The sequence below is a fragment of the Pseudomonas phenolilytica genome (assembly GCF_021432765.1).
In the GTDB taxonomy this organism is placed as follows: Bacteria; Pseudomonadota; Gammaproteobacteria; order Pseudomonadales; family Pseudomonadaceae; genus Stutzerimonas; species Stutzerimonas phenolilytica.
The window spans coordinates 1,175,408-1,194,541 of sequence record NZ_CP058908.1; the positions used below are offsets into that span (position 1 = coordinate 1,175,408).

Below are 19,134 nucleotides of genomic sequence, written 5' to 3' on the forward strand. Positions count from 1 at the left end.
CTCAGCCCACCAGGCGCCCGGCCTGCTGGAACGTCTCGATGAACAGATCGGAGAGCGTGCGCAGGATCCAGTGCCCGGCGAACACCAGCATGCCGAGCGTGATCAGCAGGCGCGGGAGGAAGCTGAGCATCTGTTCGTTGATCTGCGTGGCGGCCTGAAAAATGCTGATCAGCAGGCCGCCGAGCAGGCTCGGCACGATCAGCACGCAGACCACCAGCACGATGATGTGGATGGCGTTGGAGACGATGTTGACGGCGGTGTCGGGGGTCAGCATTGGGGCACCTTGGCGGTGGGCGTTTGGTACGGGCCGGGGTGGCGCGGCGGTCGGCATGCGGGTGTGGCGTTTGGGGCGGGAGGTGCCTTCTGTGTGTTCTTCTGGCCAAGAGCCGCAGGGTGGAAAACCGCGCAGCGTTTTCCACCTTGTTGGGCGCCTATGCCTGAGAACGGCGCAGCGCTTTCCTCGGCCCGGGCTACCGGTTGCGCCTTGCACGGCGCGTCACTTTCTCTTGTCTCGCCAAGAGAAAGTAACCAAAGAGAAGGCGCCCCCTGCATCCGGGTCTGGCCGCTACGCGACCAGACTTCCCTCACTGCGGCGTCGCTCCGGAGGCACGTCACGAAGGGGCGTCCCTGCCCCTTCGTTCCTCGCTCGGCGTCCATGCCTCGCGTCCCCCTGCGCAACGCCTGCGTTCGGCCTCCTGAAGGGGATTCCGGTCCGAGTTGCCTGAAGGAGCAGTTGCTGGCTTCGCTTTGCTTTTCCATGCACGGCCCAATAGGCGACACCACTCTTCCCCTTGCAGACGGCCGAGTGGAGCCAGCGCGCAGGGGGACGAGCGGCATGGATGCCGCGAGAGGCGTAAAGGGCCAGGGATGGCCCTTGTACGCCGACCCCCGGAGTGCTGGCGGAAGGAGGGAAGTCCGGGGGCGAAGCTCCCGGACCCGAATGAAGGGGCGCGTTTTCTTTTGCTTACTTTTCTTTGCGCGTGCAAAGAAAAGTAAGGCGCCGTGCAAGGCGCAACAGAAAGCCCCCGCCGAGGAAAGCGCCGCGCCGGACACAAACCTACACGCCTCCATTGGTGGAAAACGCTTTGCGGTTTTCCACCCTACGCAAGCGGGCGCGGACCAGGCGGCAGCCAACATCGCCATCACCTAAAACGGCTGAACACTGGTGGTCAGCGTGCCCATCAACAGCACCCAACCATCCACCAGCACGAACACCATCAACTTGAACGGCAGCGAGATCATCATCGGCGAGAGCATCATCATGCCCATCGCCATCAGTACGCTGGCCACCACCAGGTCGATCACCAGAAACGGCACGAAGATCATGAATCCCAGCTGGAACGCCGTCTTCAGCTCGCTCAGCACGAACGCCGGCAGCAGCAGCGAGAAATCCAGCTCGGCGAGGTCTTCCGGCAGTTCCTCGCCGGCCAGCGACACCATGGTCTGCAGCGAGTTCTGGTTAGTCTGCGCCAGCATGAAGCGCGACAGGCTGCCCTTGGCCGCGTCGAGGCCCTGTTCCAGGCTGATCTCGTCCTTCTGGAACGGCTGATAGGCCTGGCTGTGAATCTCCTGCCAGACCGGGCGCATCACCAGCAGCGTGATGATCAGCGCGATGCCGATCAGCACCTGGTTCGGCGGGCTCTGCTGCAGGCCGATGGCCTGGCGCAGGATGGCCAGCACGATGATGAAGCGGGTGAAGCAGGTCATCATCATCAGCATCGCCGGCAGGAAGCCGAGCAGCGTCATGATGATGAGGATCTGCAGCTTCACCGAGAAGGCCTGGCCGTTCTCGGTGTCGTTCAGGTTGAACAGGGTGATCTCGCCACCGGCGGCCTGCGCGGCCAGCGGTAGCAGGCTGAGCAGCAGCAGGCCGAGCAGCAGCAGGCCGCGACGCGGATTCATCGGGCGAGGGCGTCCAGGCTGGTGCCGGACAGCTCGACGATGCGCAGGCCGTAGTTGCCGTTCATCACCACCACCTCGGCCTTGGCGAACAGCGTGCCGTTGACCTTCACGTCCAGCGGTTCGCCGGCCAGCTTGTCGAGCACGATCACGCTGCTGGTGTCGCACTCCATCAGCTCCTTGAGCGAAATCTCCGCCGAGGCGACCTCGAGGGTGACGTTCACCGGAATCTTGCCGAAGAAGCTCAGGTCCTGGCGCGGGGCTGGCAGCGCTGCCGCCGGCTCGACCACCGGCTCGACGACGGCATCGAGGTTGAGGTCGCCGTCGTTGATGAGCTGCTCGAAATCATTGTCGGAAAGTTGGCCGTTCATTGGGGGTTCACGCTTTCAAGTGAAGTGAGGAACAGGGCGCCATCCTCTTCGAAAATGGTGCCGCGATAGAGCTTCTGCTGGTTGATGCGCACTTCGTAGCGATCCAGCGGACGCAGCATGAGGATGTCGTTGAGCTGCAGGTCGAGGACCTGCGCCAGCGGCATCTGTGCCGCCGCCACCACGCAGTCCAGCCGCACCGGCAGGTGCTTGATGTGATCGATGGGGTTTCCGGCCAGGCGCGCCGGAGGCGGACCGGTCAGGCGGCTGGTCAGCTCGTCGACCAGGTCGGTGTCCAGATAGATGTAGATCGACGACAGGCTGCCGGTGATGTGGCTCAGGTAGCGGTATTCGGCGACGTACTCCCAGCTGGTTTCCTCATAGTCGTTGCGGTAGCTGTCGAGCTTGCCGAAGGTTTCGCCCGAGAGGATCGAGCGGGCAAAGATGTCGGCGATGTCCATGCCCAGCCGGTTGCGCATGCGCTGTTCGGAGGTGCTGATCGGCGGCGTGTTCTGCGTCGGCACGATGGTGCCGCCGTAATAACACTCCAGCGCTTCGGTGAGTAATTCGCGATCAATGGAAAAACCCACTTTGCCCATCGCCGAGCGATACATGCAATCGGGCGCCTGCTCGATCTGTTCCTGAACTTCGATCTTGTTCAGTTCAAGGCTGATGCGGTAGTTGCGCACGAAGTAATCGGCAATCAGGCGCGGGTTCTTGTTGGTGGTTTCCTTGATGTACTGCGGGATCTTGTGGTGATGCCGTCCCAACTTCTGCGGTTTCAGTGTGGTCAGGCTTTGGGCGGGCACGCCATGGTGGACTTTGGAATTGCCAGACATGTTGTGAACTGTATTCCTGGTGCTGAAAAGTGGGCCGGCATAATCGCTCGGCGGCTGTTGCAGAGGTCGAGTAGGGCGCGCGCACGAAAGCAGCGGGCACGGCGCCAACCTGCCGCCAATCTAGGCATGGGCGCGAGGTTGGGTTAAATCAATAGATATCAAATGAGCTTTTTTGAGCTCAGCTGTTAACTAATGATTCGGTTTAAGCGCAACTGATTGGTCAGCGGCGGCGAGGGGTTGTTAGCGTGCGCGCAGTTGTCCTGGCCTGTCTCCGTAAGATTTGGTAGTTGGACTTTCAGGGCGACGAAAGTTTCAGTTGGATTAAACTTTTCTTAAAATTTTTTCTGCAAAAGATATCCGGCGTGACTGCGGCTTATTTGCGCAGGCGCCCTCTGCGGCAAGGTGGTTACATTGAAGAGTGTCAGTCAGGCGATGAATTACTCATGCGACGAGCTATTCGATGAATTGCCGGCGCGCAAGCATGTGGTGGTGATTGGCGAAAGTGCCGAGGCAGGTTGCCAGTTATTGCGCGAACGGCTGCGCAAAGAGGGTTGTGAAGTTGTCGCGCGGGAGAACTTCGAACGCCTCGATCAGGCGCTGCTGAAGGATGTCGCACTGGTCTTCATCGTCATCGGTGGGCTGCCGGCGCACGCCTTGTATGCGCAGGTCAACGCGCTGGTGCAGCGGGTGCGCCACATCAGCGTGATTCCGGTGGTGCAGTATGCCGATCAGGAAAAGGCCGCCGCGCTGCTGGAGCTCGGCTGCGTCGACTACCTGCTGTCGCCGTTCAGCGACAGCCAGCTGACCGCACTGCTGCGCCGTCAGGAATACGCCAACGCGGCGCAGGAAAGCTTCGTCTCCTGCTCGCAGGCCGGCCGCCGCCTGCTGGCGATGGCCCAGCGCGTGTCGCTGACCCGCGCGCCGATCCTGATCACCGGCGAGACCGGCACCGGCAAGGAGCTGATGGCGCGTTACATCCATCGCTTCTCCGCCAGCGCCGAGGCGCCGTTCGTCGCGGTGAACTGCGCGGCGATCCCCGAGCAGATGCTCGAATCCATTCTCTTCGGTCACGAAAAAGGCGCCTTTACCGGCGCGGTGAGCGCCCAGCCGGGCAAGTTCGAGCTGGCCAACGGCGGCACCCTGCTGCTCGACGAGATCGGCGAGCTGCCGCTGGGGCTGCAGGCCAAGCTGCTGCGCGTGCTGCAGGAACAGCGTGTCGAACGTCTGGGCGGGCGCCGCGAGATCGAACTGAACGTGCGCATCATCGCCGCCACCAACCGCGACCTGCAGCAGGAGGTCGCCGAGGGCCGTTTCCGCGCCGACCTGATGTTCCGTCTCGACGTGCTGCCGCTGCACATCAGTCCGCTGCGCGAGCGCAAGGAAGACGTGTTGCCACTGGCGCGGCGCTTCATCGGCAAGTACGCGCCGCAGGACGCCGACACCGACCTGCTCACCGAGGACGCCTGCCGCGCGCTGCTGCAGCACGACTGGCCGGGCAATGCGCGGGAACTGGAAAACACCGTGCAGCGCGCTCTGGTGCTGCGCAACGGCCTGTTCATCCAGCCGCAGGACCTCGGCCTGGCGGCGCCGGCGCCGCTGGAGGCACGGCTGGAAAAGCCGCTGGCGGTGGCGGTGGAGAACGGCAAGGCGGCGCTGCGCGCCAGCGGCAAGTGGGCCGAATACCAGCATGTGATCGACACCATCCGCCGTTTCGACGGCCACAAGGCCAAGGCCGCCGCGAGCCTGGGCATGACTTCGCGCGCCTTGCGCTATCGCCTCAATGCCATGCGCGAGCAGGGCATCGAGCTGAATTTCTGAACAATCGGGGAGAGCAGCGATGAGTTCCATCATGCAGGTCCAGCAGCAGCTGCTGGGCCGGATGCAGCAACTGGCAGAGGCCGCCGACGGCCAGCCGATCCGCCCGGCGAGCGGGCCGGCCGCTGGCATCGGCGGCTCGTTCGAGGCCGCCCTGCGTTCGGTGGATGCCGAACAGCACCAGGCCAGCGCGGCGATGGCGGCGGTCGACAGTGGCAAGAGTGACGATCTGGTCGGCGCGATGATCGACAGCCAGAAGGCCAGCGTGTCGTTTTCCGCGTTGCTGCAGGTGCGCAACAAACTGACCACGGCGTTCGACGACGTCATGCGGATGCCGCTGTAAGCGGCCCAGAGAGCTGAGACGTGCTGCAGACAATCAAAAGCAAGTTGCCCGCCGGCGGGCTGAGACCCGATCCGCGCATCACCCTCGCCGGCATGGCGGTGGTCGCCGCGGCGCTGGCCGTGGCGGTGGTGTTCTACCTCTGGCGTGACAGCGGTTCGTTCCGCGCGCTGCACGGCGCCGGCGAGTCGTTCCCCGCCGCCGAGGTGATGCAGGTGCTCGATGCCGAGGCCCTGCAGTACCGCATCCACCCGCAGAGCGGGCAGATCCTGGTGCGCGAGGACCAGCTGGCGCAGGCGCGCATGCTGCTCTCGGCCAAGGGCGTGAAGGTCAGCCAACCGGCCGGCTATGAACTGTTCGATCAGGAAGAGCCGCTGGGCACCAGTCAGTTCGTCCAGGACGTGCGCCTCAAGCGCAGCCTGGAAGGCGAGCTGGCGCGCACGGTGATGGCACTCAAGGGCGTGCAGCATGCGCGGGTGCATCTGGCGCAGGAGGAGAACAGCTCCTTCGTGATCAGCAAGCGGGCGCCGACCAAGGCCTCGGTGATGCTGCAGCTGGATGCCGGTTACAAGCTCAGCAGCGATCAGGTCGCTGCCATCGTCAATCTGGTGGCCAACAGCGTGCCCAACCTCAAGCCGGAAGATGTCGGCGTGGTCGACCAGTACGGTGCGCTGCTGTCGCGCGGGCTCAACGTCGGCGGCGGTCCGGCGCAGAACTGGCGCGCCGTGGAGGATTACCAGCAGCAGGCGGTGGCCAACATCGAGCAGGTGCTGGCGCCGGTGCTGGGCAGCGGCAACTACCGCATCAGCGTGGCGGCGGACATCGACTTCAGCCAGAAGGAGGAAACCCTCCAGGCTTTCGGCGATGCGCCGCGTCTGCGTCGCGAGGTGCTGAGCAACGAGAGCGCGCTGGATCAGCTGGCCCTCGGCGTGCCCGGCTCGCTGAGCAACCGCCCGGTCGGCCCGCCGCAAGAAGGCGAGGAGCCCGCAGCGGCGGACAAGCAGACCAAGGGCGCCACCTCGCTGCGCGAGGAATCTACCCGCCAGCTCGACTATGACCAGAGCGTGATCCATGTGAAGCACGCCGGTTTCGCCCTGCGTCAGCAGAGCGTGGCGGTGGTGCTCAATGCCGCCGCCGCGCCGGAAGGTGGCTGGAGCGAGGCAGCGCGTGCCGAGCTGGAAGCCATGGTGCGCAGCGCGGTGGGCTTCCAGCAGGCGCGTGGCGACCTGCTGACCCTCAGCGTGCTGCCCTTCGCGGCGGTCGAGAATCCTGCCGAAACGCTGCCCTGGTGGGAGAACAGCCAGGTGCATGCGCTGGCCAAGGTCGGCGTCGCCGGGCTGATCGCCCTGCTGCTGTTGCTGATCGTGGTTCGCCCGGCGGTGCGCAACCTGACTCAGCGCGACGGTGCGCAGCTGCCGCAGGCGGAGCCGCCGGAAGGCACGCTGGCCCCGGCCGGTGTCGCCGCGGCGCTGGAAAGCGAGGTGCGGCCGGCGCTGGTCAGCCCGCGCCAGACTGACGGCCCGCACATCTTCGGCGAACTCAACCCGCTTTCGGAAATCCGTCTGCCGGCGCCGGGCTCGGGCCTGGAGTTGCAGATCGAGCATTTGCAGATGCTCGCCAAGAACGATCCCGAGCGCGTCTCGGAAGTCATCAAGCATTGGATAGGGCGCAATGAAAGAGACCTCAACCCAGCCGGCTGATCAGGACACCGCGTCCGCCAAGGAGATCAAGCCGCGCCCGCTGCAGCTGCGTTCGGTCAGTTCGCTCGACCAGGCGGCGATCCTCATGCTGAGCATGGGTGACGAGATATCCGCCGGCATCCTGCGCAACTTCTCGCGCGAGGAGATCATCAGCATCAGCCAGGCGATGGCGCGACTGTCCAACGTCAAGCAGCCGATGGTCTCCGACGTGATCAGCCGCTTCTTCGACGATTACAAGGAGCAGAGCAGCATCAAGGGCGCCTCGCGCAGCTACCTGGCCGGCATGCTCGGCAAGGCGCTGGGCGGCGACATCACCCGCTCGCTGCTGGACTCCATCTATGGCGAGGAAATCCGCGCCAAGATGGCCAAGATGGAATGGCTCGATCCCAAGCAATTCGCCGCGCTGATCGCCAAGGAGCACGCGCAGATGCAGGCGGTGTTCCTCGCCTTCCTGCCGCCGGGCATGGCCACCGAGGTGCTCGAATGCATGCCGGCCGAGCGCCAGGACGAACTGCTCTACCGCATCGCCAACCTCTCGGAGGTCAACAGCGACGTGATCGCCGAGCTGGAGCAGCTGATCGACCGCAGCCTGCGCGTGCTCAGCACCCAGGGCTCGCAGGTGCGCGGGGTGAAGCAGGCGGCCGACATCATGAACCGCTTCAAGGGCAACCGCGACCAGATGTTCGAGCTGCTGCGCGCGCACAACGAGGAGCTGGTCGGCAAGATCGAGGATGAGATGTACGACTTCTTCATCCTCTCGCGACAGAACCAGGACGTGCTGCAGACCCTGCTGGAAGTGATTCCGCTGGAAGAATGGGTGGTCGCGCTGAAGGGTGCCGAGCCGGCGCTGGTGCGGGCGATCCAGGGCGCGATGCCCAAGCGTCAGGCGCAGCAGATGGAATCGATCAACCGCCGCCAGGGCCCGGTGCCGCTGTCGCGCGTCGAGCAGGTGCGCAAGGACATCATGGCGGTGGTCCGCGAGATGTCCGCCGATGGCGAGCTGCAGGTGCAGCTGTTCCGCGAACAGACGGTGGAATGAGATGACGGTCAAGGTGGTCAAGGGCGCGGGCCGCAGCTGGCGGCCGTTCCGGTTCCCGCCACGGGTCAAGGCCCCGGCGCAGCTCGCCGAGGGTCTGGCCGGCGATCCGGCGGCGCTGCAACGCGCGGTGGCCGAAGGTTTTCAGGAAGGCATCGACAAGGGCTACCGCGAGGGCCTCGAGCAGGGCCGCGAGGCGGGGCATCGCGAGGGCTTCGAGCGCGGCGTCGAGGATGGCCGCAGCATCGGCCGCGAAGAGGGGCGCCAGCAGGGGCGTCAGGCCTTCGAGACTGCTGCGCGGCCGCTGGACGGGTTGATCGAGATGTTTGAGCACTTCCAGCGCGATTACCAGCAGGCACGCCGCGAAGAGTTGCTGGAGCTGGTGCAAAAGGTTGCCAAGCAGGTGATCCGCTGCGAGCTGACCCTGCACCCCACGCAGTTGCTGACCCTCGCCGAGGAAGCGCTGAATGCCATGCCCGGCGACCAGGACGACGTGCGCATTCACCTCAACCCGGAGGAGTGCGCGCGCATTCGCGAGCTGGCCCCGGAGCGCGCCGCCGCCTGGCGCCTGGTGCCGGACGACAAGCTGGCGCTCGGCGAATGCCGCGTGCTGACCGCCCAGGCCGAAGCCGATATCGGTTGCCAGCAGCGCCTGGATTCATGCATGGACACCCTCGCCGAACACATGCGGGACTCGGCCTGAGATGTCCCTGCGCGAGAGCTTCCGGCTCGACGAGGCGCTGCGCTCGCTGGACAAGGTGCAGCTGGCCAAGGTCAGCGGCCGCCTGGTGCGCGTCTCCGGCATGCTGCTGGAAAGCCTCGGCTGCCAGCGCATGACCGGCCAGCGCTGCTATGTCGAACTGGCCGACGGCGCCATGCTCGAAGCGCAGGTGGTGGGCTTCAACCGCGATATCACCTACCTGATGCCGTTCAAGAAACCGATGGGCCTGAGTGCCGGCTCGCGGGTCTTCCCGGCACCCGACGAGGCGATGCTGCACATCGACGAATCCTGGCTCGGGCGGGTGGTCAACGGCCTCGGTGAGCCGCTGGACGAACTGGGCAAGCTCGGCGGCTGCGATCCGCTGCCGACTGAGCTGCCCTCGGTCAATCCGCTCAAACGCCGGCCGGTGGAGGCGCCGCTGGACGTCGGCGTGCGCGCGATCAACGCCCTGCTGACCCTCGGCAAGGGCCAGCGCGTCGGCCTGTTCGCCGGTTCCGGCGTCGGCAAGAGCGTGCTGCTGGGCATGATCACCCGGCAGACCAAGGCCGATGTGGTGGTGGTCGGCCTGATCGGCGAGCGCGGCCGCGAGGTACAGGAATTCATCCTGCATGCGCTGGGCGAGGAGGGCCTGAAAAAGGCCGTGGTGGTGGTGGCGCCGGCCAACGAATCGCCGCTGATGCGCCTCAAGGCCACCGAGCTGTGCCACAGCATCGCTGCCTATTTCCGCGACCAGGGCCATGACGTGCTGCTGCTGGTCGACTCGCTGACCCGCTACGCCATGGCCCAGCGCGAGATCGCCCTGGCCCTCGGCGAGCCTCCGGCGACCAAGGGCTATCCGCCGTCGGTGTTCGGCATGCTGCCGGAACTGGTGGAAAGCGCCGGCAATGGCGCCGATGGCAGTGGCAGCCTCAGCGCGATCTACACCGTGCTCGCCGAGGGCGACGACCAGCAGGACCCGATCGTCGACTGCGCGCGGGCGATTCTCGACGGCCACATCGTGCTGTCGCGCCGCCTGGCCGAGGCCGGTCACTACCCGGCGATCGACGTCGGCGCCTCGGTCAGCCGCTGCATGAGCCAGGTCGGCCAGCCGGCGCATCTGGGCGCGGCGCGGCAGCTCAAGGAGCTGTACAGCACCTTCGAGAAGATCCGCGAACTGATCCCGTTGGGCGGCTACACCCCGGGCATGGACCCCAAGACCGATCGCGCGGTACAGCTGGCACCGACCATCGAACGCTTCCTGCGCCAGGAGGTGGGCGAGGCCGCCGAACTGGAGCTGAGCATCGTCACCTTGCAGAACATCATCGGGAAGCCGCGATGAAACAGCAGATCGAAACGCTGTCGCGCCTGGCCAGCCTGCGCGGCAACCGCGTGCGGCAGATGCTCGGCCAGGTGCAGTACCAGCAGAACCTCTGCCAGCGCTATCGCAACAACATCACCGGGCTGAGCCGCCTGTGCGGTTTCTCGGTGCCGATGAACACGCCGCTGCAGCGCGACAACCAGCAGCGCTACAAGGCCACGCTGTACAAGATGGTCGAGCTGCAGCGCCGCGAACTGGCGGTGGCCGAGCAGGCGCTGGCGCGCATCCAGGGCGAGCTGTTGCAGGCCATGCGTAGCGAGAAGGTGGTGGCGCAGGTGATCGACAACAAGATGCAGCAATGGCAACAGCAGCTCGCGCAGCAGGAGCAGAAGATCCAGGACGGGCTGGCGGCGCAGGCCTGGTGGCGCAACCAGGCGGGATGAGCGACTGCCGCGCTGGCGGCGACTGTGTGAAAATCGCGTTTAAGTTTTGCGCCAGGGCGGTCGCCTGATTGGCTGTAACCACCGAGTTGGAAAGAAATCATGGAAATCAGCCGGCACTTCAAGCCCGCCCTCAGCGTCCCCGGCGAAACCGCCACCGCCCGCCAGGCGGCACCCGCGCCCGTCGCGCCGCCTGCGGCCCGCCAGGCCGAGAGCCTGCCGCTGGAGCAGATGCACGAAGCCCTGCGCGCCATGCCGGAGGTCGATCTGGAGCGCGTCGCCGCACTCAAGCAGGCCCTGCAGCGCGGTGAGCTGTCCAGCGACCCGGCCGAGCTGGCCAGCAGCATGCTCGCCTACCACCGCGGGAACGATGCGTGAGCCAGCGCGACAGGCTGCTGCAGATCGTCGACGCCGACCTGCAGCAGGACTGTGGTGACTACCTCGCCCTGCGCGACCTGATGCAGGCGCTTTACAGCTTCCTGCTCGAACGCGACAGCGTTGAGATCGAGCGGATCAATCGCCAGATCAGTCGCCACGTCGACAACCTCGGCGGACGTGCCCAGCGCCGCGGCAAGATACTCGCCGCCTTCCGCCTGAGCGACGATGGCGCCGGCATGCAGCGCCTGCTGGAAAGCTACCCCGAGGTGCGCCGCGCGGTGCTGCAGCAGTTCTGGCAGCAGCTCGGCCGGCTGGCGGCCGAATGTCAGCAGCTCAACGAGCGCAACGGCAAACTATTGGCGATGCACCACGAGATCCTCGAACAGCTGCTCGCCAGCCAGCAGCCGACCCACCTGTACAGCCCTCAGGCGTACTGAGCGCCGCCGGCCCTGTCTGAATCCATCACGTCGCCAGCGCCAGCACGGCGCGGCCGTGATCGCGCCCGCTTAAGTAACCCCCTTCCTGCGCCGCCCTTGTAAAGAGATGTTCCGTCGTCGATGCGGGCGGAAACGGCGTTTCCCCGTTTCCGCATCCACTGCCCGGGCGGAAGCGTTTTTTCTGCATGCGCCAAGCGAAAGTCTTTGTAAATCAATGCTTTGAGACTTGGCACTCAATTTGCTCAATAGATTTGGGGAAGGGGATCGGCAATGGCGATGGATTCGAATTACGTAAAGCAGATGTCGACGCAGTTGGCCACCTACGAGGTGCAGTCCTCGCTGGACCGGCTCAACCGCAACGAGGCGAACTACAAGACCCAGCGTGACGCGCTGAGCAAGCTGCGCACCTCGCTGACCACGTTCAAGTCGGCACTGACCAAACTCAACAGCAGCACCTCGAGCATGCTGGTCAACAGCGCGTCCTACAGTCAGGACGGCTACGCCACGGCCACCGTCGGCACTACCGCGCAGCCCGGCAGCTACCAGTTCTACGTCGAGCAGCTGGCCAGCAAGCAGCAGGTCGCCGTGCAGGGCCTGACCGAGGGCAGCCTCAGCGGCACCCTGACCCTGAATGCACAGACCTTCGACCTGAGCAGCTACGCGACGCTCGACGAGGCGGCCAAGGCCGTCAACGACGCCGGCCTCGGCGTGCAGGCGACGCTGGTGCGCAGCAACGGCCAGGTCAACCTGGTGCTCACCGGTGAAGAGAGCGGCGCGGCCAACGCCTTCACCTTCGGGCTGACCGGTGGCGCCACCAGCACCACGCTGTCCACCGCACAGGATGCGCGCATCCGCATGGGTGGCAGTTTCGGCAGCGGCGGCATCGAGCTGACCAGCGCCAGCAATACCTTCGACAACGTCATCGACGGCGTCAGCCTCACCGTCAGCAAGGTGCACAACGCCAGCGATGCCGCGCTGACCCTGACCGTCGGCCAGGACAAATCGGCGACCAAGGCCCAGGCGCAGAGCTTCATCGACGCCTTCAACACCCTGATGAGCAGCCTCGACGGCCTTACCGCCAGCGGCAGCGAAAGCAGCGAGCGCGGCCCGCTGGCCGGCGATGCCAGTGTGCGCTCCATCGAGGGTCGCTTGAACGCCCTGCTGCGTACCGATTTCGGCGGCGTCAGCCTGATCGACTTCGGCATCAGTTCCGACCGCAACGGCAAGCTGACCCTCGACGCCACCCGCTTCGAGGCTGCCGTCGCCGCCAAGCCGGAGGCCTTCGAGGCGCTGTTCACCGGCAAGGACCAGATGCTCGACAGCATCGACAAGACCGTCGCCAGCTTCACCAGCAGCGCCAACGGCATGCTGAAGAACCGCATGGAGACGCTGGACCTGAACCTGCGCCGCATCGACGACCAGTTCGACAAGCTGCAGCAGCGCTACGACAGCTACTACTCCCGCTACCTCAAGCAGTTCACCACGATGATGCAGACCATGCAGTCGATGGAGCAGACCTCAGGAATGTTCGGATGACCTATCTCCCCAACGACAGTTACGACAGCTACCGCGCGGTGGACCTGGAGGCCCGTGCGGCCGCCGCGTCCCCCTACGAGCTGGTGCTGGTGCTGATGGACGGACTGCTCGACGAGCTGGCCCGCGCCCGCGGCCACATCGAGCACAAGCGCTACCAGCAGAAGGGTGCGTCGCTGGAAAAATGCATGAACATCCTCAACGGCCTCAACGGCGCGCTCGACGAAGAGAACGGCGGCGAGGTGGTGCAGGGCCTGGCGCGACTCTACGAGTACTGCATCTACCGCCTCTCCGATGTCAGCGTGACGCTGTCGCTGGAAGGGCTGGATGAAGTGACCAATCTGCTCGGCATCCTGCGCGAAGGCTGGGAGGGCGTCAGTGCCGCTCGCAAGTGATGCCCAGCGCCTGCAGCAGCTGCACGCGCAGCTGGATCAGGCCCTGCAGCGCGGGGACTGGCAGGCGATCGCCACGGTGGACGCTGCCATCGCCCAATGCCTGCGCGCGTTGGCCGAGAGCGAGCAGCTTGACCCGGCCACCCTCGCCGCCCGCGCAGCGCTCAAGCAGCTGCACGACCAGGCGCGGGTCGCCTGCGCCGAGGAGTGCGAACGCCTACGCCAGCTGCTGGTGAACCACCTGGAGTACGCCGAAGGACTGGCGGCCTATCAGCGCGTCGAGCTGTTCCACACCGGAGAGGCTCGATGATTCAGTCGATGTCCGCCCCGCAGACGCCCGGCCAGCCGGCGCCGCGTGCCGCGCAGCCAATCGGCGCCATGGTGGTAGCGGCCGCAGCGCCGGTGCTGGATGGCCACGCGGCAACTGGCGAACAGCCCGGGGTCTTTGGCGCGCAGATGGCACGCGCCGCCGATGCCGAGCAGCTGCCACCCGTGGACCTGCCGGCGTTGCCGTTCGGCGCGCTGCCGGTGGCAACGACGGATGAAGCCACGTCAGGGCTGCCCGCGCGCGAAGCCGCTTCCGCCACCGAGGAAACTTCCCTGGAGTTGACTGCCGAGCAATGGCTGCTGGGCATGCTCGGGCAGCAGCAGACGCAGGTGCAGGCGCGCGACGCCGGCCAGCCGGCGGCGCCGGTGGCGACAGTCGCGATCGCCTTGGCCGCCACGGCGGCACCGCCCCCGACCACGACCGACCCGCTGCCGGTATCGGCCGCGACGCTACCGCCGACCGAGCCGCCGGTGCGGCGTGGGGTGGACGCTGCGCCGACCGTCGTCGAAACGCGTCTGCCTCCGTCGCGAGCCGGCGCCGAGCCGCAGCCTGCGCCTTCCGCGGCGCCGCTGTTGGAGGCTGGCGCCGAGGTGGCGCAACGGGTAGCTGACCCGGTCGATGCGCTGCTCGGCGTCGATGATGCCGCGCGTGGCGAGCCGGCCAGCACTGCCGGCGAGCGGCCGGCACAGTCACCGCAGCTCGGCAGCGAACGCCTGCTCAAGCTGCAGACGCCGCAGGCACGCTGGGGCGAGCAGATGCTGCAGGCCCTGCGTGACAACGTCGAGCTGCAGCTGCAGCAGAAGATCCAGAGCGCCACCATCCGCCTCGATCCGCCGGAGCTGGGCGCGCTGGAGATCCACCTCAGCCACGAGTCTGGTCGGCTGAATGTCCAGCTGAGCGCCGCGCACGCCGATGTTGCCCGCTTGCTGCAGCAGACCAGCGACCGCCTGCGCCAGGAACTGGTGGGGCAGAACTTCGTACAGGTCAACGTGCAGGTCGGCGCGGACGGTCAGGGCCAGCAGGGCCGCGGCCAGCCGCGTGCACCACTGGCCGAGGACCAGCCGCTGCCGGCGGCCAATGCGCAGCAGCCGGCCACGCAGGCGCGCGGCCGTGAGCGGGCCGCCGATGTGCTGGTCACCGTATGACCGGCTCAACCGTAACTTTCCGATTGTGAGTGCTTTATGAAGACGTCCCGTCTGGTGTTGCTGATGCTGCTGCTGAATGTTCTGACCCTCGCCGCGGGCGTGGGCATCAGCTACTGGCTGTTCAAGCCAGCCGCGGGCGCGCTGGCGTCGACCGAGGCGTCGGTGGCTGAGCCGGCCGAGCCGGTGGCCTACGAGTTCTTCCCGGTGCCGAAGGTGATCGTCAGCGTGCGCGACGAAGGGCGCGAGCATTACTTCGTGCTCGACCTGGCGCTGCAGGCCGAAGCCAGCGAGGACGAGCCGGTCAACTTCGCCCAGGTGGAGCCGCTGGTGCGCAACTCGGTGGTCGCCTACCTCTCCGGCCTGCCGTTCGCCGAGTTGCGCGGCTTGCAGATCGGCGAGCTGCAGGCACGGCTGGAGACGGCGCTGTTCGCTGATTTCGCCAGCAAGAACGCCGCGGCGCCGTTCAAGCACGTGCTGGTCAACAAGCTGATCGTGCAGTAAGGCCCCGCCATGAGCGCCACCTGTCCCGTCGATCACTACAGCGTCGCGCCGAGCGCTCCGGTGCTGTTCGCCCCGGGTGCCGAGCAACGCTGGTTGATGCAGTACCTGCCGCTGGTCAAGCGCATCGTCCGGCAGCTGTCGCTGCAGGCCAATCAGGTGCTCGACCGCGAGGACATGGAGCAGATCGGCATGATGGGTCTGCTCGAGGGACTGCGCCGCTACGGCGAGCCGGACGAGCAGTTCGGGCGCTTCGCCGCGCTGCGCATTCGCGGGGCGATTCTCGACGAGTTGCGCCGGCAGGACTGGCGGCCGCGTCAGGTGCGCCAGCAGGCGCACAAGGTGCGCGACGCCATCCGCGAGCTGGGGCGCCAGTTGGGACATCCGCCGACGGAGGAGGAGATCAAGGCCTTCACCGGTCTTGAGGACAAGGACTACCAGGACTTCCTCTGGGCCGACTCGTCCGAGGCCATCGAGAGCCTGGATGCGCTGCTGCAGAGCGGTCACGAGCATTTTCCCGACGCTGCCGAGCTGTTCGAGGAGCGTCTGCTGAAGGAACGGCTGCTGGAACAGGCGCTGAGCCAGCTGGACGAGCGCGAGCGCCTGGTGCTCACGCTCTATTACCAGCATGAGCTGAGCCTGAAGGAAATCGCCCTGGTGCTGGAAGTCAGCGATGCCAGGGTCTGTCAGCTGAGCAAGCAGGCGATCGGCAAGGCCTGTCGCTTCCTAACCGAGAGAAACTAGAGACGTCATGCAGAAAGTAATAGGTGCGTTGATCATCGTCGGCTGTGTGCTGGGCGGTTATGCCATGGCTAACGGCGACATGCGAGTGCTCTGGCAGCCGGCGGAAGTGGTGATCATCCTCGGTGCGGCCATCGGCAGCCTGGTGGTGGGCAATCCCAAGGAAGTGCTGGTGGAGATGCTCTCGCAGATGCGTGGCGTGTTCATCTACGAGCGGCGCGGCGAGGAATTCCAGCGCCAGCTGCTGATGCTGCTCTACGAGCTGCTGGAAATGGTCGACGTCGGCGGCCTCAAGGTGCTCGATTCGCACATCGAGGAACCGGAAGAGAGCGACCTGTTCGCCCGCTATCCGCTGATCCTCAAGGAGAAGAACCTGATGGCCTTCATCGCCGACAACTTCCGGCTGATGGCCATGGGCAAGATCAGCGCCCACGAGCTGGAGGGCTTCCTCGAGCAGGAACTGGAGGCCATGGAGAACGCGCTGCTGCAGCCGTCGCGCTCGCTGTTCAAGATCGGCGAGGCGATGCCGGGCTTCGGCATCCTGGCGGCGATCATGGGCATCATCATCACCATGGGCAGCATCGGCGGCAGTGTCGCGGAGATCGGCTCGCATGTCGCCGCGGCGCTGGTCGGCACCTTCCTCGGCATCTTCTTCTGCTACTGCCTGATGGAGCCGCTGTCCAACGCCATGGGCCAGCGCGTCAAGACCGAGCTGTCCGCGCTTGAGTGTGTGCGCACCACGCTGGTGGCGCATCTGGCCGGCAAGCCGACGCTGCTGGCGGTCGACGCCGGACGCAAGCTGATCGAGCAGGACGTCAAACCCGCCTTCCGCCAACTCGAGGTCTGGGTCAACCAGTACGAGGAAGAAAGGGACGCGGCATGAAGAGCCGAGGCAAGGGCAAGGGCGGCGAAGAGCACGAGATCATCGTCCGGCGCCGCAGCAAGAAGGGCCACGGCGACGAGCATGGCGGCGCCTGGAAGGTGGCATTCGCCGACTTCACCCTGGCGATGATGGCGCTGTTCATGGTGCTGTGGATCATCCAGCCGCAGATGCAGATGAGCAACCCGGCCTACGGCGAGCAGGAAAGCAATCCGCTGGTCGACGGCGGCGCCGGCATCTTCGACGGCACCAGCCGTTCGCCGCTGGAGCTGGACGGCGTGCCGATCCGCGCGCCGCAGGCCGAGCCCGCGCCAGCGGACAAGCCGCAGCAGGCCGACGAAGGCAGCCGCCGTTACGGTTCCACCGCCGAACTGCAGCAGCTCGCCGAGCTGATGAAGAACGTCGCCAGCGAGGTCGATGCGCTCGCCAACATCGAGGTCGATGTGGTGCCGCAGGGGCTGCGCATCCTGATCAAGGACGACCAGCAGCGCTTCATGTTCCAGCGTGGCAGCGCAATCCTCGATCCGCATTTTCGCAAGTTGCTCGATGTGCTTGCCGGCGTGCTGGCCAAGGTGCAGAACAAGCTGATCATCAGCGGCCATACCGACGCCACGCCCTATCGCCAGCAGAGCGGCTACGACAACTGGAATCTCTCCGGCGACCGCGCTCTGCGCGCGCGCAACGCGCTGGTCGCGTCCGGCTTGCCGGCGCGGGCGGTGCTGCAGGTGACCGCCCAGGCCGATGTCATGCCACTGCACCCGCAAGACCCGCTCAACGGCGCCAATCGGCGGGTGGAAATCCTCCTGCTGACCGATTCGGCGGAAGCGCTGTACAAGGAACTGTTCGGCGACAGCTATGGGCGGGTGAATTTCTCGGAAAGCGGCGCGCGCTTCAGTGAGCCGGCCGACAAGGTGCTGTGATCGGCTGCCGGCAATGGCCGGCAGCTGCTTCAGAGCCGGGCGCTGGCGTGATCAGCGCAGTAGACCTGCTGGGTTTCCACACCATAGAGGCAGGCGCCGATCTTCTCGAGGGTGATCCGTGCACCTTTGTGCTTGCCGTAGAACAGGTTGAAGACCAGCTCGTCGTCGAGCGGGCTGTGCGCTTCGAATCCGTTGATCTGCCCTTCCTCGACCACCAGTCGCGGCTGACCCAGCAGGTCGGTTTCGATCCGTCCGGACGCTTCGACCACGGCAGGAGCGTTGCGGGTCATGGCGTAGAAACGCCCGTCATTGAAGACCAGGCTCTGGGTGACGTGGACCACCTCGCCATTGCTCAGCAGCACCTGGCCGGCCGAGCTGTAGCGGCCCTCCAGACGTGGCGCGAGGCTGCTGGTAGCGCCCATCGCCACCAGCGCCCAGAGCGCCAGCGCCGAAGGCACCATCACCTGCAGCAGGCGTGTGCCGATGACGCCGGCTCTGTTACCCATATTCATTGCAGACATCCTTGCAGCTGTTGCGCGGGAATCTCGTTCAGTCGGCTTTTGTGCACTTTCAGCCAGTTGGTCTGGCCGTTCGCATGCACACAGCGAATTTCATAGAAGCCTGGTGACATGTTGACGATCAGCTGCGTGGGCCTGACGTTCATTGCGGCGATCGCTTCCACCACTTTGCGCGTATCCATGACCAGCGCATCCAGCAGGTGCTGGCTCTTGTCGATGTACAGAACCTCCAGGACGCCGATACCTACCCGGTGGGTGAACAGTCCTTTCGGCGTTAGCAGGAAGCGATAACCCAGGACGGCGACCGCGAGCGCCAGCAGCAGCGCAGTACCGGCCAGCAGGGGCGATAAGCCGAAACGAGGCCGATGCGGGGCCGCTGGTACCGGTACCGGTGCCGGTGCGCGGGTTGCGTCTGGCGACTGCTCGGCCTCGACCGGTTTGACCGTGGTTGCCGGATTGGTCGCCAGAAAATGCGGATTGAACAGATAGCCGCGTCGCGGCAGCGTCTGAATGATCTGGTTGCTCGAATCGAACAGCAGCTGACGCAGGGTATAGATCTGCTGGTTCAGGCTGCCTTGGCCAACCACTCGATTCTCCCAGGCATGGCGCAACAGCTCTTCGCGAGAAACCACCTCACCCGGCGTCTGCAGCAGGCGTTCCAGCACGCGGCTGCCGGAGAAGCCCAGGTCGATCTTCTCGGCGCGGTCAGGATGATGCTGCACCAGCTGGTACAGCGCACTGTCGAAGCGCGCCGTACAGGTGTCGCGCCCGGTTTTCAGCAGCGTACAGGCAGTGGCATCGGTGGCCGAATGCGTCAGAGATGAAGTCATGATGCCTGGTCGGCGAGCTGTGATTGAGATCAACATACTGATGAGAACAGATCGGCAGTATCTTGGCGCCGTTTTTTTG

At 65.6% G+C, this 19,134-nt stretch carries 23 protein-coding genes; 17 read left to right on the top strand and 6 right to left on the bottom strand.

The genetic code is table 11. The features are described from left to right. Position 1: 1 nt before the first annotated feature. The 4 genes from HU825_RS05620 to HU825_RS05635 form a co-directional block, all read right to left on the bottom strand. Positions 2-274, bottom strand: a complete 273-nt coding sequence (locus HU825_RS05620) for a flagellar biosynthetic protein FliQ (RefSeq protein WP_008567494.1) — start codon at positions 272-274, stop codon at positions 2-4. Positions 275-1,146: 872 nt separating this feature from the next. After that, entirely contained in the window at positions 1,147-1,902 is a 756-nt protein-coding gene (fliP, locus tag HU825_RS05625) for a flagellar type III secretion system pore protein FliP (RefSeq protein WP_234303085.1), read from the bottom strand. Then, positions 1,899-2,270 (bottom strand): flagellar motor switch protein FliN, encoded by a 372-nt coding sequence (gene fliN, locus HU825_RS05630; RefSeq protein WP_043298631.1) that lies wholly within the window; start codon positions 2,268-2,270, stop codon positions 1,899-1,901. The genes fliP and fliN overlap by 4 nt, the downstream gene beginning before the upstream one ends. Continuing rightward, a complete protein-coding gene (locus HU825_RS05635; RefSeq protein WP_043298633.1) occupies positions 2,267-3,106 on the bottom strand; it encodes a FliM/FliN family flagellar motor C-terminal domain-containing protein in 840 nt (279 codons plus the stop codon). Before HU825_RS05635 ends, fliN begins: the two co-directional genes overlap by 4 nt. A gap of 432 nt (positions 3,107-3,538) precedes the next feature. On the opposite strand from HU825_RS05635, the gene HU825_RS05640 reads away from it, so the two are divergent. From HU825_RS05640 to HU825_RS05720, 17 genes are all read left to right on the top strand, one after another. After that, complete coding sequence (locus HU825_RS05640; protein ID WP_043298634.1) at positions 3,539-4,924, top strand: sigma-54 dependent transcriptional regulator; 1,386 nt, start codon at positions 3,539-3,541, stop codon at positions 4,922-4,924. A gap of 19 nt (positions 4,925-4,943) precedes the next feature. After that, positions 4,944-5,264: a flagellar hook-basal body complex protein FliE gene (gene fliE, locus HU825_RS05645; protein ID WP_234303086.1), complete on the top strand. Its 321-nt coding sequence runs from the start codon at positions 4,944-4,946 to the stop codon at positions 5,262-5,264. 20 nt (positions 5,265-5,284) lie between these two features. Beyond that, positions 5,285-6,961 (top strand): flagellar basal-body MS-ring/collar protein FliF, encoded by a 1,677-nt coding sequence (fliF, locus tag HU825_RS05650; RefSeq protein ID WP_234303087.1) that lies wholly within the window; start codon positions 5,285-5,287, stop codon positions 6,959-6,961. Further along, complete coding sequence (locus tag HU825_RS05655; protein WP_043298640.1) at positions 6,933-8,000, top strand: FliG C-terminal domain-containing protein; 1,068 nt, start codon at positions 6,933-6,935, stop codon at positions 7,998-8,000. Before fliF ends, HU825_RS05655 begins: the two co-directional genes overlap by 29 nt. 1 nt (position 8,001) lies before the next feature. Further along, the gene (gene fliH, locus HU825_RS05660; protein WP_234303088.1) at positions 8,002-8,700 is read left to right on the top strand and encodes a flagellar assembly protein FliH; all 699 of its coding nucleotides are present in this window, start codon (positions 8,002-8,004) and stop codon (positions 8,698-8,700) included. Between the two features lies 1 nt (position 8,701). Then, complete coding sequence (gene fliI, locus HU825_RS05665; protein WP_234303089.1) at positions 8,702-10,036, top strand: flagellar protein export ATPase FliI; 1,335 nt, start codon at positions 8,702-8,704, stop codon at positions 10,034-10,036. After that, positions 10,033-10,458 carry a flagellar FliJ family protein gene (locus HU825_RS05670; protein ID WP_234303090.1) on the top strand — a complete coding sequence of 142 codons (426 nt, stop codon included), beginning with the start codon at positions 10,033-10,035 and terminating at the stop codon, positions 10,456-10,458. The genes fliI and HU825_RS05670 overlap by 4 nt, the downstream gene beginning before the upstream one ends. A 99-nt stretch (positions 10,459-10,557) precedes the next feature. Then, complete coding sequence (flgM, locus tag HU825_RS05675; protein WP_043298647.1) at positions 10,558-10,833, top strand: flagellar biosynthesis anti-sigma factor FlgM; 276 nt, start codon at positions 10,558-10,560, stop codon at positions 10,831-10,833. After that, complete coding sequence (locus HU825_RS05680) at positions 10,830-11,270, top strand: flagella synthesis protein FlgN (RefSeq protein ID WP_043298648.1); 441 nt, start codon at positions 10,830-10,832, stop codon at positions 11,268-11,270. Before flgM ends, HU825_RS05680 begins: the two co-directional genes overlap by 4 nt. Before the next feature lie 270 nt (positions 11,271-11,540). After that, complete coding sequence (gene fliD / locus HU825_RS05685; RefSeq protein WP_234303091.1) at positions 11,541-12,806, top strand: flagellar filament capping protein FliD; 1,266 nt, start codon at positions 11,541-11,543, stop codon at positions 12,804-12,806. Then, positions 12,803-13,198, top strand: coding sequence for a flagellar export chaperone FliS (gene fliS / locus HU825_RS05690; protein WP_043298652.1), 396 nt, complete (start codon positions 12,803-12,805; stop codon positions 13,196-13,198). The genes fliD and fliS overlap by 4 nt, the downstream gene beginning before the upstream one ends. Continuing rightward, the gene (locus HU825_RS05695; RefSeq protein WP_043298653.1) at positions 13,182-13,505 is read left to right on the top strand and encodes a hypothetical protein; all 324 of its coding nucleotides are present in this window, start codon (positions 13,182-13,184) and stop codon (positions 13,503-13,505) included. Before fliS ends, HU825_RS05695 begins: the two co-directional genes overlap by 17 nt. After that, a complete protein-coding gene (locus HU825_RS05700) occupies positions 13,502-14,668 on the top strand; it encodes a flagellar hook-length control protein FliK (RefSeq protein ID WP_234303092.1) in 1,167 nt (388 codons plus the stop codon). Before HU825_RS05695 ends, HU825_RS05700 begins: the two co-directional genes overlap by 4 nt. 36 nt (positions 14,669-14,704) lie before the next feature. Further along, positions 14,705-15,169, top strand: a complete 465-nt coding sequence (locus tag HU825_RS05705; protein WP_043298654.1) for a flagellar basal body-associated FliL family protein — start codon at positions 14,705-14,707, stop codon at positions 15,167-15,169. A gap of 9 nt (positions 15,170-15,178) precedes the next feature. Beyond that, entirely contained in the window at positions 15,179-15,910 is a 732-nt protein-coding gene (locus HU825_RS05710) for a FliA/WhiG family RNA polymerase sigma factor (protein ID WP_008567518.1), read from the top strand. Positions 15,911-15,917: 7 nt separating this feature from the next. After that, positions 15,918-16,790 carry a flagellar motor stator protein MotA gene (gene motA / locus HU825_RS05715; protein ID WP_043298655.1) on the top strand — a complete coding sequence of 291 codons (873 nt, stop codon included), beginning with the start codon at positions 15,918-15,920 and terminating at the stop codon, positions 16,788-16,790. Then, complete coding sequence (locus HU825_RS05720; protein ID WP_043298656.1) at positions 16,787-17,707, top strand: OmpA family protein; 921 nt, start codon at positions 16,787-16,789, stop codon at positions 17,705-17,707. The genes motA and HU825_RS05720 overlap by 4 nt, the downstream gene beginning before the upstream one ends. Positions 17,708-17,736: 29 nt before the next feature. Here HU825_RS05720 and HU825_RS05725 read toward each other — a convergent pair whose 3' ends face one another. Further along, positions 17,737-18,219 (bottom strand): hypothetical protein, encoded by a 483-nt coding sequence (locus HU825_RS05725; RefSeq protein ID WP_234303093.1) that lies wholly within the window; start codon positions 18,217-18,219, stop codon positions 17,737-17,739. After that, positions 18,216-19,055 carry a winged helix-turn-helix domain-containing protein gene (locus HU825_RS05730; protein ID WP_234303094.1) on the bottom strand — a complete coding sequence of 280 codons (840 nt, stop codon included), beginning with the start codon at positions 19,053-19,055 and terminating at the stop codon, positions 18,216-18,218. The genes HU825_RS05725 and HU825_RS05730 overlap by 4 nt, the downstream gene beginning before the upstream one ends. Positions 19,056-19,134: the final 79 nt, after the last annotated feature.

Coding starts and splice junctions, on each gene's coding strand:
- HU825_RS05655 (WP_043298640.1), top strand. CDS start 6,933: ATGAAAGAGACCTCAACCCAGCCGGCTGATCAGGACACCGCGTCCGCC.
- HU825_RS05710 (WP_008567518.1), top strand. CDS start 15,179: ATGAGCGCCACCTGTCCCGTCGATCACTACAGCGTCGCGCCGAGCGCT.
- HU825_RS05730 (WP_234303094.1), bottom strand. CDS start 19,055: ATGACTTCATCTCTGACGCATTCGGCCACCGATGCCACTGCCTGTACG.
- HU825_RS05720 (WP_043298656.1), top strand. CDS start 16,787: ATGAAGAGCCGAGGCAAGGGCAAGGGCGGCGAAGAGCACGAGATCATC.
- fliS (WP_043298652.1), top strand. CDS start 12,803: ATGACCTATCTCCCCAACGACAGTTACGACAGCTACCGCGCGGTGGAC.
- flgM (WP_043298647.1), top strand. CDS start 10,558: ATGGAAATCAGCCGGCACTTCAAGCCCGCCCTCAGCGTCCCCGGCGAA.
- fliN (WP_043298631.1), bottom strand. CDS start 2,270: ATGAACGGCCAACTTTCCGACAATGATTTCGAGCAGCTCATCAACGAC.
- motA (WP_043298655.1), top strand. CDS start 15,918: ATGCAGAAAGTAATAGGTGCGTTGATCATCGTCGGCTGTGTGCTGGGC.
- fliD (WP_234303091.1), top strand. CDS start 11,541: ATGGCGATGGATTCGAATTACGTAAAGCAGATGTCGACGCAGTTGGCC.
- HU825_RS05620 (WP_008567494.1), bottom strand. CDS start 274: ATGCTGACCCCCGACACCGCCGTCAACATCGTCTCCAACGCCATCCAC.
- HU825_RS05705 (WP_043298654.1), top strand. CDS start 14,705: ATGAAGACGTCCCGTCTGGTGTTGCTGATGCTGCTGCTGAATGTTCTG.
- HU825_RS05640 (WP_043298634.1), top strand. CDS start 3,539: ATGAATTACTCATGCGACGAGCTATTCGATGAATTGCCGGCGCGCAAG.
- fliI (WP_234303089.1), top strand. CDS start 8,702: ATGTCCCTGCGCGAGAGCTTCCGGCTCGACGAGGCGCTGCGCTCGCTG.
- HU825_RS05700 (WP_234303092.1), top strand. CDS start 13,502: ATGATTCAGTCGATGTCCGCCCCGCAGACGCCCGGCCAGCCGGCGCCG.
- HU825_RS05635 (WP_043298633.1), bottom strand. CDS start 3,106: ATGTCTGGCAATTCCAAAGTCCACCATGGCGTGCCCGCCCAAAGCCTG.
- fliP (WP_234303085.1), bottom strand. CDS start 1,902: ATGAATCCGCGTCGCGGCCTGCTGCTGCTCGGCCTGCTGCTGCTCAGC.
- HU825_RS05670 (WP_234303090.1), top strand. CDS start 10,033: ATGAAACAGCAGATCGAAACGCTGTCGCGCCTGGCCAGCCTGCGCGGC.
- fliH (WP_234303088.1), top strand. CDS start 8,002: ATGACGGTCAAGGTGGTCAAGGGCGCGGGCCGCAGCTGGCGGCCGTTC.
- HU825_RS05725 (WP_234303093.1), bottom strand. CDS start 18,219: ATGAATATGGGTAACAGAGCCGGCGTCATCGGCACACGCCTGCTGCAG.
- fliE (WP_234303086.1), top strand. CDS start 4,944: ATGAGTTCCATCATGCAGGTCCAGCAGCAGCTGCTGGGCCGGATGCAG.